The 14,596-nt window shown below is 44.5% G+C and carries 15 protein-coding genes and 1 other annotated feature; all 15 genes read right to left on the bottom strand.

What is annotated here, in order from left to right; all coding sequences use genetic code 11:
• Nucleotides 1–14 precede the first annotated feature (14 nt).
• Nucleotides 15–485: a 30S ribosomal protein S7 gene (gene rpsG / locus D5S11_RS16870; protein WP_003156447.1), complete on the bottom strand. Its 471-nt coding sequence runs from the start codon at nt 483–485 to the stop codon at nt 15–17.
• A gap of 39 nt (nt 486–524) precedes the next feature.
• Nucleotides 525–941 carry a 30S ribosomal protein S12 gene (gene rpsL, locus D5S11_RS16865; protein WP_003156445.1) on the bottom strand — a complete coding sequence of 139 codons (417 nt, stop codon included), beginning with the start codon at nt 939–941 and terminating at the stop codon, nt 525–527.
• A 115-nt stretch (nt 942–1,056) separates the two neighbouring features.
• Nucleotides 1,057–1,305 (bottom strand): 50S ribosomal protein L7ae-like protein, encoded by a 249-nt coding sequence (locus D5S11_RS16860; protein WP_003156443.1) that lies wholly within the window; start codon nt 1,303–1,305, stop codon nt 1,057–1,059.
• A gap of 168 nt (nt 1,306–1,473) precedes the next feature.
• Nucleotides 1,474–5,073 carry a DNA-directed RNA polymerase subunit beta' gene (gene rpoC / locus D5S11_RS16855; RefSeq protein ID WP_007410398.1) on the bottom strand — a complete coding sequence of 1,200 codons (3,600 nt, stop codon included), beginning with the start codon at nt 5,071–5,073 and terminating at the stop codon, nt 1,474–1,476.
• A gap of 62 nt (nt 5,074–5,135) precedes the next feature.
• Nucleotides 5,136–8,717 (bottom strand): DNA-directed RNA polymerase subunit beta, encoded by a 3,582-nt coding sequence (gene rpoB, locus D5S11_RS16850; protein WP_003156440.1) that lies wholly within the window; start codon nt 8,715–8,717, stop codon nt 5,136–5,138.
• 244 nt (nt 8,718–8,961) lie between these two features.
• A complete protein-coding gene (locus D5S11_RS16845; RefSeq protein WP_007410397.1) occupies nt 8,962–9,567 on the bottom strand; it encodes a class I SAM-dependent methyltransferase in 606 nt (201 codons plus the stop codon).
• Nucleotides 9,568–9,658: 91 nt separating this feature from the next.
• Complete coding sequence (rplL, locus tag D5S11_RS16840; RefSeq protein WP_003156436.1) at nt 9,659–10,030, bottom strand: 50S ribosomal protein L7/L12; 372 nt, start codon at nt 10,028–10,030, stop codon at nt 9,659–9,661.
• 41 nt (nt 10,031–10,071) lie between these two features.
• Entirely contained in the window at nt 10,072–10,572 is a 501-nt protein-coding gene (gene rplJ, locus D5S11_RS16835; protein ID WP_007410396.1) for a 50S ribosomal protein L10, read from the bottom strand.
• Nucleotides 10,573–10,635: 63 nt separating this feature from the next.
• Nucleotides 10,636–10,778: a sequence feature (ribosomal protein L10 leader region), on the bottom strand.
• A gap of 48 nt (nt 10,779–10,826) precedes the next feature.
• A complete protein-coding gene (gene rplA, locus D5S11_RS16830) occupies nt 10,827–11,525 on the bottom strand; it encodes a 50S ribosomal protein L1 (RefSeq protein WP_003156431.1) in 699 nt (232 codons plus the stop codon).
• A gap of 94 nt (nt 11,526–11,619) precedes the next feature.
• Nucleotides 11,620–12,045, bottom strand: a complete 426-nt coding sequence (rplK, locus tag D5S11_RS16825; RefSeq protein ID WP_003156430.1) for a 50S ribosomal protein L11 — start codon at nt 12,043–12,045, stop codon at nt 11,620–11,622.
• Nucleotides 12,046–12,212: 167 nt separating this feature from the next.
• Nucleotides 12,213–12,746, bottom strand: a complete 534-nt coding sequence (gene nusG / locus D5S11_RS16820; protein WP_003156423.1) for a transcription termination/antitermination protein NusG — start codon at nt 12,744–12,746, stop codon at nt 12,213–12,215.
• Nucleotides 12,747–12,913: 167 nt separating this feature from the next.
• Nucleotides 12,914–13,093, bottom strand: coding sequence for a preprotein translocase subunit SecE (gene secE, locus D5S11_RS16815; RefSeq protein WP_003156422.1), 180 nt, complete (start codon nt 13,091–13,093; stop codon nt 12,914–12,916).
• 32 nt (nt 13,094–13,125) lie between these two features.
• Nucleotides 13,126–13,275, bottom strand: a complete 150-nt coding sequence (gene rpmG, locus D5S11_RS16810; protein ID WP_003156421.1) for a 50S ribosomal protein L33 — start codon at nt 13,273–13,275, stop codon at nt 13,126–13,128.
• 85 nt (nt 13,276–13,360) lie between these two features.
• Nucleotides 13,361–14,017, bottom strand: a complete 657-nt coding sequence (gene sigH, locus D5S11_RS16805) for an RNA polymerase sporulation sigma factor SigH (protein ID WP_003156415.1) — start codon at nt 14,015–14,017, stop codon at nt 13,361–13,363.
• 62 nt (nt 14,018–14,079) lie between these two features.
• The gene (gene rae1 / locus D5S11_RS16800; protein ID WP_003156414.1) at nt 14,080–14,592 is read right to left on the bottom strand and encodes a ribosome-dependent mRNA decay endonuclease Rae1/YacP; all 513 of its coding nucleotides are present in this window, start codon (nt 14,590–14,592) and stop codon (nt 14,080–14,082) included.
• Nucleotides 14,593–14,596: the final 4 nt, after the last annotated feature.

Genomic DNA, 14,596 nt, shown 5'->3' with positions numbered 1-14,596 from the left:
TGATTATATGAATCCTACCAGCGGTAGTGAGCAAATGCTTTGTTCGCTTCTGCCATCTTGTGAGTGTCTTCACGTTTCTTAACGGCAGCACCAGTGTTGTTAGCTGCATCAAGAATTTCGTTAGCCAGGCGCTCTTCCATTGTTTTTTCTCCGCGAAGACGCGCATAGTTAACCAACCAGCGAAGACCAAGAGTTGTACGGCGTTCAGGACGAACTTCTACAGGCACTTGGTAGTTAGCTCCACCTACACGGCGTGCTTTTACTTCAAGTACAGGCATGATGTTTTTCAATGCTTGTTCGAAAACCTCCATTGCATCATTGCCAGTGCGTTCTTTAATGATATCGAATGACTTGTATAGGATTGTTTGAGATTTACCTTTTTTACCGTCGATCATCATTTTGTTGATCAGGCGGGATACCAGCTTAGAGTTGTAAAGCGGATCAGGTAAAACATCTCTTTTTGCTACAGGACCTTTACGTGGCATCTGAATATCCTCCCTTCATAGTTTTAATGATTTATTTGATTACTTTGCTTTAGGACGTTTCGTACCGTATTTAGAACGGCCTTGCGCACGGTTTTCAACTCCGGCAGTATCAAGCGCGCCACGAACGATGTGGTAGCGTACCCCCGGTAAGTCTTTTACACGTCCGCCGCGGATCAGTACAACGCTGTGCTCTTGCAGGTTGTGACCGATACCAGGAATGTAGGCAGTAACCTCGATTCCGTTAGTCAAACGAACACGAGCATATTTACGAAGTGCTGAGTTCGGTTTTTTCGGTGTCATTGTACCCACACGAGTACATACCCCGCGTTTTTGTGGAGAAGATACGTTAGTGTGCTCTTTTTTAAAGCTGTTGTATCCTTTGTTTAGTGCAGGTGACTTAGAGTTTTCAACTTTGCTCACGCGTCCCTTGCGAATTAGCTGATTAATTGTAGGCATGTTGTGTTCCTCCCTTCATTACGTTTTATAACCCACATACCCAGGTGGTTCATCATTAGGCAAAAAACAATGTCTTTACACAAGATTGATATCTTATATAAAAACAAAAAGTACGCTATAACATAATGGCAACAGCTGCTGCTCCCACTTCAATTCCGCAGGCTTTGCCGAGCTTTTTCATGGAATCCACCATACAGACAGCGGTATTTTGGTTCTTTGCAAGCTGGATAACGCCAGCTGTAAGAACTGAATCCGCGTCTTTTGCCACGACGACTTCCTTCACTGAACCTCGTTTTAGAGCTTTCACTGTTTGCTTCGTACCAATAATAATTGATTTGGCCTGTGATACTTTATCATAAGACATAAACATATCCTCCAAAGTAACAGGTTTTATTTCGAGCACCTTGGTTATATTATCACTCTGCGGGACGGATGTCAACAACGTATGACATTTTTTAGTGCAGTCCACCGCCAGAATAATTGTAATACTGAGGAAAAGCTGTCGAAACAGCCTTTCCTGCAGCAGTTTCTATTATTCAGCCGGAACCATATCTTCCGAAGGCTGAACGTTTGAAACAGGTTTTACTTTTCTGTAATTCATCATACCGGTACCGGCCGGAACCAGCTTACCGATGATAACATTCTCTTTCAGGCCGAGAAGTTCATCGCGCTTGCCTTTAATCGCAGCATCTGTAAGAACGCGTGTTGTTTCTTGGAATGATGCGGCAGACAAGAATGAATCCGTCTCGAGTGAAGCTTTTGTGATACCGAGAAGGACAGGACGGCCTGTAGCAGGTCGATTGCCTTCAAGCAGCACTTTTTTGTTCGCTTCTGTGAATTGGTGAATATCTAGCAATGTGCCAGGGAGAACATCAGTATCTCCGGCATCGATCACACGGACTTTGCGAAGCATCTGGCGAACCATTACTTCTACGTGTTTATCGCCGATTTCAACCCCCTGCATACGGTAAACCTTCTGAACCTCATGCAGAAGATATTCCTGAACCGTTGTCAGGTCAGTGACTTTAAGAAGTTCTTTCGGATCGATAGAACCTTCTGTCAGCACTTGACCGCGGGTAATCTGATCACCCTCAGCCACTTTCAGGCGTGAGTTGTAAGGTGCCGTGTATGAACGTGTCTCAACAGCGCCCTGAACAACAATCTCCTGCTGTTTGTCGCGGACTTCATTGATTTCGGCAATTGTACCGTCAATCTCAGAAATCGTCGCTTGACCTTTCGGATTACGCGCTTCGAAAAGCTCTTGGATACGCGGAAGACCTTGTGTGATATCGTCTCCGGCAACCCCGCCTGTGTGGAACGTACGCATCGTTAACTGTGTTCCAGGCTCACCGATAGATTGAGCGGCGATAATACCTACTGCTTCGCCGACTTCAACATCAGTTCCGGTTGCAAGGTTACGTCCGTAGCATCGTTTACACACACCATGAGGAGTGTTACATGTGAACGCAGAACGGATCCACACTTCTTCGATTCCGGCTTCAACGATTTCCAGCGCTTTATCTTCATCGATCAATTCATTTTCGTTAATGAGCACAGCACCCGTTTCAGGATGTTTGATCTGTTTTCTGGCGAAACGTCCGATCAGACGCTCTTCCAGACGCTCGATGATTTCCGTGCCTTCTTTGAGCGGTTTTGCAAGAATACCGCGGTCTGTTCCGCAATCTGTTTCACGAATGATAACATCCTGCGCAACATCAACAAGACGGCGTGTAAGGTAACCTGAGTCAGCTGTTTTCAGGGCGGTATCGGCAAGACCTTTACGCGCACCGTGAGTGGAGATAAAGTACTCCAATACTGTCAGACCTTCACGGAAACTTGATTTAATCGGCAATTCAATGATTCGTCCAGCCGGGTTGGCCATCAGACCGCGCATACCCGCAAGCTGTGTAAAGTTAGATGCGTTACCACGGGCTCCTGAGTCACTCATCATGTAGATCGGATTGACTTCGTCTAATGATTTCATCAGTTTGCCTTGGATAACATCTTTCGCTGAACTCCAAATTGAAATGACTCTTTCATAACGTTCTTCTTCGGTGATTAAACCGCGTCTGAACTGTTTCAGGACATTATCAACTTTGCTTTGTGCTTCTTCAAGGATTTCCTGTTTGTCATCGAGAACGACGATATCAGAAACCCCTACTGTGATGCCGGCTTTCGTTGAATATCTGAAACCGAGGTTTTTCATGCGGTCAAGCATTTTAGACGTTTCCGTGATATGGAATCGTTTAAAGATTTCCGCGATGATTTTACCGAGAATGCCTTTTTTAAACGGTGCGTTGATCGGCTGCTCAGCAATCACAGCTTTTACGTCAGCACCTTTATCTAAGAAGAAACGGTCAGGTGTCTTCTCTTCAATGTTGCTCTTCGTTGGTTCATTCATGTAAGGGAATGATTCCGGAAGAATTTCATTGAAGACGAGCTTACCGACAGTTGTAATTAACAATTTTGAACGCTGTTCTTCAGTAAATGTCACATTCTTAAGGGAGTTCGCTGCAACAGCAACTCTCGTATGAAGGTGAACATAACCGTTTTGATAAGCAAGAAGCGCTTCGTCCGTATTTTTGAAAACCATACCCTCGCCGACTGCTCCAGCGCGCTCAAGCGTCAGGTAGTAGTTTCCTAATACCATATCCTGAGACGGCGTAACAACCGGTTTACCATCTTTAGGGTTCAAGATGTTTTGGGCCGCAAGCATCAGAATGCGCGCCTCAGCTTGAGCCTCAGCTGATAAAGGTACGTGAACCGCCATTTGGTCACCGTCAAAGTCAGCGTTATAAGCTGTACATACTAACGGGTGAAGACGGATGGCGCGTCCTTCAACAAGCGTCGGTTCGAAAGCCTGGATACCTAATCTGTGAAGAGTAGGGGCACGGTTCAGTAAGACCGGATGCTCCTTAATGACAGATTCAAGTACATCCCATACTTCAGGCTGCACGCGTTCGATTTTGCGTTTTGCGCTCTTGATATTGTGAGCAAGGCCTTTTTCAACAAGCTCTTTCATGACGAAAGGCTTGAAGAGCTCAAGCGCCATTTCCTTCGGCAAACCGCACTGATACATTTTCAGATGCGGACCTACGACGATAACGGAACGGCCTGAGTAGTCTACACGTTTACCGAGAAGGTTCTGACGGAAACGCCCTTGTTTCCCTTTCAGCATGTGAGAAAGAGATTTAAGCGGACGGTTACCCGGTCCGGTAACCGGACGGCCGCGGCGTCCGTTGTCAATCAGAGCATCGACTGCTTCCTGAAGCATACGTTTTTCGTTCTGAACGATGATGCTTGGCGCGCCGAGGTCTAACAGACGTTTTAAACGGTTATTACGGTTGATGACACGACGGTAAAGGTCGTTCAGGTCAGACGTTGCGAAACGTCCGCCGTCAAGCTGAACCATCGGTCTTAATTCAGGCGGAATAACCGGAAGCACGTCGAGGATCATCCAAGACGGCTTGTTTCCTGAATTACGGAAGGCTTCAAGCACTTCAAGGCGTTTGATCGCACGTGTACGGCGCTGTCCTTGAGAAGTCTTCAGCTCTTCTTTTAACATATCAACTTCTTTGACAAGGTCGATGTCCTGCAGAAGTTTATTAATGGCTTCCGCACCCATAGAGGCTTGGAATTTGTTTCCGTACTTATCCAGATACGCACGGTATTCCTTTTCAGATAAAAGCTGTTTCTTTTCGAGCGGTGTATTGGCCGGGTCAGTTACGACGTAAGAAGCAAAGTAAATAACTTCTTCCAGCGCACGCGGTGACATATCCAATACAAGACCCATACGGCTCGGAATACCTTTGAAATACCAAATGTGAGAAACCGGGGCAGCCAGTTCAATATGCCCCATTCTCTCACGACGGACTTTAGCCCGCGTTACTTCAACTCCGCAACGGTCACAAACTACGCCTTTATAACGAACCCGCTTGTACTTGCCGCAATGACATTCCCAGTCCTTAGTCGGTCCGAAAATGCGTTCGCAGAACAGGCCGTCCTTTTCAGGTTTCAATGTACGATAGTTTATCGTTTCAGGCTTTTTCACTTCACCAAAAGACCATGAACGGATTTTATCCGGTGAAGCAAGACCGATGTTCATATACTCAAAATTGTTCACATCTAGCAAGGGGCCTACCTCCCTTTTTATCTTCGGATTAACCGATGTCACTTGCCTTTATCAATCAGAGACTACTCTTTCGTTACTGCGTCACGTTCAACGTCTGGAGATGCTGTTTCTTCCGGCGCTTCATCACCTGATAATGCAAGGCCGTCAGCTTGTTTCGCATCTTCCTCGTCTTCTAGATCTCTCATTTCTATTTCTTCTTCATCGCCTGAAAGGATTTTCACGTCCATACCTAAGCTTTGAAGCTCTTTGATCAATACTTTGAATGATTCCGGAACACCAGGCTCTGGAACATTGTCGCCTTTGACGATGGCTTCATATGTTTTCACACGTCCGACCACGTCATCGGACTTCACAGTCAGGATTTCTTGAAGCGTGTAAGCTGCGCCGTAAGCTTCAAGCGCCCAAACCTCCATCTCACCGAAACGCTGTCCGCCGAATTGGGCTTTACCGCCGAGAGGCTGCTGCGTAACAAGTGAGTAAGGACCTGTAGAACGGGCATGAAGTTTATCATCAACCATGTGTGCCAGTTTGATCATGTACATGATTCCGACAGATACACGGTTGTCAAACGGTTCTCCCGTACGGCCGTCATAAAGAACTGTTTTAGCGTCTCTTGACATGCCTGCTTCTTCAAGTGTTTCCCACACATCTTCTTCACGCGCGCCGTCAAATACAGGTGACGCGATGTGAATGCCGAGGTAGCGGGCAGCCATACCCATGTGAAGTTCTAATACCTGACCGATATTCATACGTGATGGTACACCCAGCGGGTTAAGCATGATATCGATCGGCGTGCCGTCAGGAAGGTAAGGCATATCTTCTTCAGGAAGAATCTTCGAGATAACCCCTTTGTTTCCGTGACGTCCGGCCATTTTATCACCTTCAGAAATCTTACGTTTCTGAACGATATATACGCGTACAAGCTGGTTCACTCCCGGAGGAAGTTCGTCGCCGTCTTCACGGTTGAAGACTTTTACGTCGTGGATAATTCCGCCGCCGCCGTGAGGCACACGGAGAGAAGTATCACGGACTTCACGCGCTTTTTCTCCAAAGATCGCATGCAGAAGGCGTTCTTCAGCCGTAAGCTCAGTTACACCTTTAGGCGTTACTTTACCTACGAGAAGGTCTCCGTCGTTGACTTCCGCACCGATACGGATAATTCCGCGGTCATCAAGATTGCGAAGCGCGTCTTCCCCTACGTTTGGAATATCGCGGGTGATCTCTTCCGGCCCAAGCTTTGTATCACGTGCTTCTGATTCATATTCTTCAATGTGAATAGATGTGTATACATCATCTTTCACAAGGCGTTCACTCATGATGATGGCATCCTCATAGTTGTAACCATCCCATGTCATGAAGCCGACCATTACGTTGCGGCCGAGAGCAAGTTCACCAAGCTCCATTGAAGGTCCGTCAGCAAGGATTTCTCCTTTGACTACTTCATCGCCGACACTGACGATCGGACGCTGGTTGTAGCACGTACCTTGGTTGGAGCGGACAAATTTCAGCAAGCTGTACTTATCCAGGTTGCCTTTTACTTTTTGGCCGTCAATTTCTTCATAGCGGCGCACCCATACGTTTTTCGCTTCCACCCGTTCTACGATACCAGGGTGTTTACAAATAACGGCTGCACCGGAGTCTTTACCGGATACGTATTCCATACCCGTTCCGACGATCGGAGCTTCCGGCTGCATCAAAGGCACAGCCTGACGCTGCATGTTCGCTCCCATGAGGGCGCGGTTCGAGTCATCGTTTTCCAAGAACGGAATACATGCTGTCGCAGCAGATACAACCTGTTTAGGAGATACGTCCATGTAATCCACGCGGTTGCGGGCTACAACGGTGTTTTCCCCTCTGAAACGCGCTACGATGCTGTCATCCAAGAAAGAACCGTCATCGCTCAGCTTAGCATTCGCTTGGGCTACGACATAGTTATCCTCTTCATCAGCAGTCAGGTAGTCGATTCTAGGCGTTACTTTTCCTGTTTCAGGATCAACGCGGCGGTATGGCGTCTCAATGAAACCAAAGCGGTTTACTTTCGCAAATGATGACAATGAGTTGATCAAACCGATGTTCGGGCCCTCAGGCGTTTCAATCGGACACATACGGCCATAGTGAGAGTAGTGAACGTCACGTACTTCCATACCTGCGCGCTCACGTGTCAAACCGCCCGGTCCGAGAGCTGACAGACGGCGTTTGTGTGTCAATTCAGCAAGCGGGTTCGTCTGATCCATGAATTGAGAAAGCTGTGAGCTTCCGAAGAACTCTTTAATAGACGCAATAACAGGTCTGATGTTAATCAGCTGCTGCGGCGTAATTGTATTCGTGTCTTGAATAGACATTCTTTCACGTACGACACGTTCCATCCGGCTTAAACCGATACGGAATTGGTTTTGCAGGAGCTCACCTACAGAACGCAGACGGCGGTTTCCGAGATGGTCGATATCATCAGTGTCGCCCACTCCGTGCAGGAGGTTGAAGAAGTAGCTGATAGAAGAAATAATATCAGCAGGCGTAATGTTTTTAATCGCCTCTTCGATGTAAGCATTGCCGATCACATTGATCGTCTGCTCTCCTTCTGCATCGGTAGGAGCATAGATTTTAATGGATTGAAGCATCACTTCATCCTCGACAACGCCGCCGTTAGGATAAAGTTTTCTGAAGCCGATTCCATTTTCTAAGTATGGCAGTACTTTATCAAGTGTTCTTCTGTCAAGAATCTGCCCTTTTTCAGCGAGAATTTCACCGGTTTCCGGATCCACCAGTGTTTCTGCAAGGCGCTGGTTAAACAGGCGGTTCTTGATATGAAGCTTTTTATTAATTTTATAGCGTCCTACATTCGCAAGGTCGTATCGCTTCGGATCGAAGAAACGGGAATCCAGCAAGCTTTTTGCGTTTTCTACTGTAGGCGGCTCTCCGGGACGAAGGCGCTCATAGATTTCAAGAAGCGCTTTGTCACTGTTTTCAGTGTTGTCCTTATCCAGTGTATTGCGGAGATATTCATTCTCACCAATGAGATCGAGAATCTCTTGGTCGGAACCGAAGCCGAGAGCACGCAAAAGAACCGTAACCGGCAACTTACGTGTGCGATCAATGCGGACATACACAACATCTTTCGCATCAGTTTCGTATTCTAACCATGCGCCACGGTTTGGAATGACAGTCGCGGTAAAACCTTTTTTACCGTTCTTGTCTACTTTACCACTGAAATATACACTTGGAGACCGAACAAGCTGAGATACGATAACACGTTCTGCACCGTTGATGATAAAAGTACCGGTATCTGTCATAATAGGGAAATCACCCATGAAGACATCCTGGTCTTTTACCTCTCCAGTTTCTTTGTTAATTAAACGAACCTTCACTCTCAGCGGAGCTGAGTAAGTCACATCACGTTCTTTTGACTCTTCAACGGGATACTTAGGATCTCCTAAACTGTAGTCAATGAACTCTAGAGAGAGGTTACCAGTGAAATCCTCAATTGGTGATATGTCTTGAAACATCTCTCTAAGACCCTCATCAAGAAACCACTGATAAGAAGAGGTTTGAATTTCAATGAGATTTGGTAATTCTAACACTTCGCTAATGCGAGCATAGCTTCTGCGCTGGCGGTGTCGTCCATACTGAACTAGTTGACCTGTCAACTGATTCACCCCTCAAATCATGCGTATTATATGTGTAATAAGCATCTCTTACGATAAAGAAATACTTTTACAAGACAAAAGAAAAAAGGGTTTCTAATTAAGAAAACCACATCCAAAAACAAATACCGATTTTATTAGCATTTCCATGTTTGTATAATTTATACATGCACTATGATTATTTCAGCATATCATGCAAAATATATACATTGGCATTTTACAATATTAACATAGCTGAAAATTCAAGTCAAACTTTTTTTGCTTTTATGATATAATAGCCTTTCTTTTTTTGAACCACAGAAACTTCGTCAAAAAGCTCCTTCAGTTTTTCAATGGCAGAAGGCCCGCCCTGTTTTTTCTGTATAACGATCCACAATTCACCTGAAGCCCTTAAATGCTCAGCGCTTTTTTCAAAAATGGCATGGACAACTTTTTTTCCGGCGCGGATTGGGGGGTTTGTAATAATAGAAGCAAATGTTTGAGCAGAATCAATATTTGAAAATAAATCACTCTGATAAATCCGAACGTTTTTTATTCCGTTTTTTTCTGCATTTTCATTTGACAGCTCTACGGCTCTTTCATTCACGTCAATCATGTGCACGGTCCGGTCTGTAAATTCACCGGCGAGTGACAGACCGATCGGGCCGTAACCGCAGCCTGCATCCAGGAAGTCACCATCGATCTCCGGCTCTTCAAACGCTTCAATTAAGACACGCGAACCGAAATCAACTTCCTTTTTCGAGAAAACGCCGCTGTCACTTGTGAATGTATAAGATCTGTTCCGCAGTGTAAATGACCATGTCTGTTTATCGCTTTTAACTGAAGGTTTTTCTGAATAATAGTGATCACTCATTATTAGAACCTCCTTTTATAATGGCACTTAAAGAAAAGCAAAGAAAAAGCCCGCCTCATAAAAGCGAGCTTCCCCTACAGGCAAGTGAAGATTACTTAACTTCTACAGAAGCGCCAACTTCTTCAAGTTTAGCTTTAAGCTCTTCAGCTTCTTCTTTCGCAATACCTTCTTTAAGTGGTTTTGGAGTGTTGTCAACAAGTTCTTTAGCTTCTTTCAAGCCAAGACCAGTGATTTCACGAACAACTTTGATAACTTTGATTTTCTGAGAACCTGCACCAGCAAGGATAAGGTCGAATTCGCTTTGCTCTTCAGCAGCGCCGCCAGCAGCAGCTCCGCCAGCTACAGCTACAGGAGCAGCAGCAGTTACGCCAAATTCTTCTTCGATTGCTTTTACTAGGTCGTTCAATTCAAGTACAGTTGCTTCTTTAACGGAAGCAATGATTTCTTCGATATTTAAAGCCATTTGAAATTCCTCCATTTGTTTTATTTTAGGGTAAAATCAGATTAAGCGCCTTGTTCTTCCTTTTGGTCTGCAACTGCTTTAGCTGCAAGTGCAAGGTTGCGAACTGGAGCTTGAAGTACGCTAAGCAACATAGAAAGTAAGCCATCGCGTGAAGGAAGTTCAGCAAGAGCTTTCACTTCTTCAACAGAAGATACTTTTCCTTCGATAACGCCCGCTTTGATTTCCAGAGCTTCGTGATTTTTCGCGAACTCGTTAAGAACTTTTGCCGGAGCGATAACATCTTCAGTACTGAATGCGATCGCATTCGGTCCAGTTAAGACATCATTCAAACCATCAAGTTCAGCTTGTTCAACCGCACGGCGAGTCATTGTGTTTTTGTACACTTTGAACTCTACGTTAGCTTCGCGAAGCTGTTTACGGAGTTCAGTTACTTCAGAAACGTTAAGTCCGCGGTAGTCAACGATGATCGTTGATTTGCTTTCTTTCAGTTTAGAAGCAATCTCTTCAACAACAACTTTTTTTGTATCAATTGCGCTGCTCATGGTTACACCTCCTGTAGATTTTGTGTAACACTTATACCGCTAGGTGATCACGACTGTGACGACGATTTCATATAAAAAGCCTCCATGTGGACATGGAGGCTGTATATACAAGCATACGTAACGTAATAGCTGTGATATATATACACCTCGGCAGGATATTAAGCCTCAACGGCCCCTGCTGTCTACGGTATAAATGACATATTATATTTTACAACATTTTGAATCATATCAGAATGCTGATCTAAAGTCAAATATTATTTTACGTTGAAAGTAGAAGCGTCTACTTTGACACCAGGGCCCATAGTAGAAGTAACGGCAACGTTTTTCACGTAAACACCTTTAGCCGCAGCCGGTTTTGCTTTCAGGATTGTATCATACATTGTTGTGAAGTTCTCAACAAGTTTTTCATCCTCGAAAGAAACTTTTCCGATCGGAACATGGATGTTACCAGCTTTGTCAACGCGGTATTCTACTTTACCAGCTTTGATTTCGCCGATTGCTTTTTCCACTTCGAATGTAACAGTTCCTGTTTTAGGGTTTGGCATAAGACCTTTTGGTCCAAGCACACGACCGATTTTACCGACTTCACCCATCATGTCAGGAGTCGCAACGATTACATCGAATTCGAACCAGCCTTGCTGGATTTTCGCGATGTAATCAGAATCGCCAACGTAGTCTGCACCGGCAGCTTCAGCTTCTTTTGCTTTTTCGCCTTTAGCGAATACAAGCACGCGCTGAGTTTTACCAGTTCCGTTAGGAAGTACAACTGCACCGCGGATTTGCTGATCGTTTTTACGAGGGTCAACCCCTAAACGAAAAGCAACTTCAACTGTAGCGTCGAATTTAGCTGTGTTTGTTTTTTTAGTAAGCGCCACTGCTTCAGCGACATCATAAGCTTTCGCACGGTCTACAAGCTTCGCAGCTTCAACGTACTTTTTACCTTTTTTAGCCATTTTAAAATTTCCTCCTTATGTGGTTATAGCGGAATAACCTCCCACGAATAAGGGTTGCGAACTTGTGAAAACTCGCAACCCGACAAGAAACAAATTAATCCTCGATAACGATACCCATACTGCGGGCAGTACCTTCAACCATGCGCATTGCCGCTTCAACGTCTGCTGCGTTTAAGTCAGGCATTTTCGTTTCAGCGATTTCGCGAACCTTATCGCGCTTAACGGTTGCCACTTTATTACGGTTTGGTTCACCAGAACCAGACTCAATTCCAGCTGCTTTTTTAAGCAATACTGCAGCAGGCGGAGTTTTTGTAATAAATGTAAATGAACGGTCTTCGTAAACCGAAATTTCAACAGGAATGATTAAACCAGCTTGGTCAGCTGTACGAGCGTTAAACTCCTTACAGAATCCCATGATATTTACACCGGCTTGACCTAGTGCAGGTCCAACTGGCGGCGCTGGGTTAGCTTTTCCAGCAGGAATTTGCAATTTTACAACTTTTACTACTTTTTTAGCCACGAGACACACCTCCTTAAGTCCGTGATGTGGTAATAGGGTAAACCCTCCCACTCAAGGTTTCATTCTTTATATGAATGACGAAATATCAAGCTAGCTGCCTTGGATTAGTCCAAGACGTACCTTTGCTATATTATCATTAATATATAGCAATTTCAAGTTTTTTCACATTACAATTTGTCGATCTGGGTAAATTCCAGTTCAACCGGCGTTTCACGGCCGAACATGTTAACGAATACTTTCACTTTGCTCTTATCATAATCAATCTCTTCAATTGATCCTGTAAAGTTGGCGAAAGGTCCGTCTATGACTTTGACTGTCTCATTCAATTCAAAATCAATGTCGGTTTTCCGCTCATCCATGCCCATGCGTTTTAAGATGGTTTCCGCTTCGCCAGGAAGAAGCGGAGTCGGCTTTGAGCCTGAACCGGCTGATCCGACGAATCCGGTAACGCCCGGCGTGTTGCGGACCACATACCAGGAATCATCAGTCATGACGATTTCAACAAGCACATAACCCGGGAACACTTTCTTTTTGACTACTTTTTTCTTGCCGTTCTTAATATCAGTCTCTTCTTCTTCAGGGACGACAACGCGGAAAATTTTATCCTGCATTCCCATTGATTCCACACGTTTTTCAAGGTTCGCTTTTACTTTGTTTTCATAACCGGAATACGTATGAACAACATACCAATTCTTTTCCATTCTATCAGGACTCTGCAGTCCTTCCCTCCCCGCATTTAAAAATGAAGTGTAAAACAAAAAATAGGCTCAGGGCCTATGAATCCTTTTTTCAACAACACAATAAAAAACCCGCTGAACGGGTTTTGGCAAACGATATTATGATCTATTATAGCACGTATTGCTGATCATTATTCAACTATTAAACGAATTAATTGAGAAATTCCTGTATCAAGGAGGGCAAAAAAGATAACAAAAAAGATAACCGTTGAAATCACCGTGATCGTATAGCGCGTTAACTCTTTGCCTTTAGGCCAGCTAACCTTTTTCATTTCTTTCCCAACATCTTTAAAGAAACTCATCATGCGCATGTAAAAGACCTCCACAATTTAAAAAGCGAACACTATTTTGTTTCTAAATGAGCTGTATGTGAATTGCAAGTGCTGCAGTACTTCTTAACTTCTAACCGCTCAGCCGCTGATGCAGAGCTTTTCATTGTCGTATAATTACGATTTCCGCATGTTTTGCATGCCAGCGTAATCTTTTTTCTCATGTCGTTACACCTTTTCCTAAACATTCATTTATCTTAATAAAATAGCACAGTCAGAAAAATTCTGTCAATATGACACAGAAACCTGCTACAGGCTGATCTCTCTTATTTCTAAATACTTTTCAAGCTTGCGCTTCACGCGCTGCAGGGCATTATCGATTGATTTTACGTGTCGGTTTAAGTCATCTGAAATCTCTTGGTAACTTCTTCCGTCCAAGTACAAAACAAGCACCTTTCTCTCCAGATCGCTCAGCAGTTCTCCCATTTTCATTTCGATATCATCAAATTCTTCCTGATTAATAATCATCTCTTCAGGATTTAACGTTTTAGCGCCTGAAATGACATCAAGCAGTGTTCTGTCAGATTCTTCATCAAAAATAGGTTTGTCTAAAGAAACATAGGAATTTAAAGGAATGTGTTTCTGACGGGTAGCTGTCTTTATTGCGGTAATAATCTGGCGGGTAATGCATAATTCTGCAAAAGCTTTAAATGAAGTAAGCTTGTCCTCTCTAAAGTCTCGGATAGACTTATATAAGCCTATCATCCCTTCCTGTACAATATCTTCTCTGTCGGCCCCTATTAAAAAATAAGACCTTGCTTTCGCCCGTACAAAATTACGGTACTTCGTAATCAAGTAATCTAACGCATCACTATCCCCAACATGAACCTTTTCAATGACCTGCTCGTCCTCCAACTGGCAAAATTGCACTTTGTTGAACTTTCCCTTGCTGTTCTGTAGATTCACTGCGATCCCCCCGGCGCACGTAGATAGAAATATTATACATTAATGGGCGAAAAAGCGTCAACCTAATCCAGACCGCCTCGGCGCCACTTTTCAAACGTTTTCAAAACCTCTTCGGACAGCTCGATTTTACCCGGTGGTTTTTCAGAAGTGATCTTTGAAACCCGCCTTTGAATCCGGCGTTCTATCGTATCCACTTCCCTCAGGAGCTCCCGGGCGGATTTACGGAGAGCCCCTTGTCCGAAAATCGCCCACTGCTCCGTATAATCGGAGGTTGCGACATGAATCTGTGTCGCAATATTATTCAGCGCCTGGGCAAGCTTCTCGATCCGCTCATCCGCCGTTTCATTCTCCCGTGTGAAAATCACTTCGACTCTGTGATTCGTTTGTTTTTTCTCTATGCCTTTTACCAGGTGTGCGTCAAACACCACAATGACTCTGATTCCCGTGTAGGACTGATATTCCGCCATCTTCTGGATCAGTACATCTCTCGCTTCTTCAAAACTGTTCGCTTTTAAATCCTTTAGCTGCGGCCAAGCTCCAATCATGTTGTATCCGTCTACTAACAGGATGTCCATCTGT

It is taken from the genome of Bacillus sp. L75, assembly GCF_003676355.1.
In the GTDB taxonomy this organism is placed as follows: domain Bacteria; phylum Bacillota; class Bacilli; order Bacillales; family Bacillaceae; genus Bacillus; species Bacillus velezensis.
Note: the sequence above shows the minus strand (reverse complement) of the source record. Positions and strands in the feature narration are given on the sequence as shown.

Bases quoted from the DNA above. Each gene is read 5' to 3' on its own strand.
- D5S11_RS16860 (WP_003156443.1), bottom strand. From the start codon at position 1,305: ATGTCTTATGATAAAGTATCACAGGCCAAATCAATTATTATTGGTACG.
- D5S11_RS16845 (WP_007410397.1), bottom strand. From the start codon at position 9,567: ATGAGTGATCACTATTATTCAGAAAAACCTTCAGTTAAAAGCGATAAA.
- rplL (WP_003156436.1), bottom strand. From the start codon at position 10,030: ATGGCTTTAAATATCGAAGAAATCATTGCTTCCGTTAAAGAAGCAACT.
- secE (WP_003156422.1), bottom strand. From the start codon at position 13,093: ATGCGCATGATGAGTTTCTTTAAAGATGTTGGGAAAGAAATGAAAAAG.
- rae1 (WP_003156414.1), bottom strand. From the start codon at position 14,592: ATGGACATCCTGTTAGTAGACGGATACAACATGATTGGAGCTTGGCCG.
- rpsL (WP_003156445.1), bottom strand. From the start codon at position 941: ATGCCTACAATTAATCAGCTAATTCGCAAGGGACGCGTGAGCAAAGTT.
- rplA (WP_003156431.1), bottom strand. From the start codon at position 11,525: ATGGCTAAAAAAGGTAAAAAGTACGTTGAAGCTGCGAAGCTTGTAGAC.
- rplJ (WP_007410396.1), bottom strand. From the start codon at position 10,572: ATGAGCAGCGCAATTGATACAAAAAAAGTTGTTGTTGAAGAGATTGCT.
- rpmG (WP_003156421.1), bottom strand. From the start codon at position 13,275: ATGAGAAAAAAGATTACGCTGGCATGCAAAACATGCGGAAATCGTAAT.
- rpsG (WP_003156447.1), bottom strand. From the start codon at position 485: ATGCCACGTAAAGGTCCTGTAGCAAAAAGAGATGTTTTACCTGATCCG.
- nusG (WP_003156423.1), bottom strand. From the start codon at position 12,746: ATGGAAAAGAATTGGTATGTTGTTCATACGTATTCCGGTTATGAAAAC.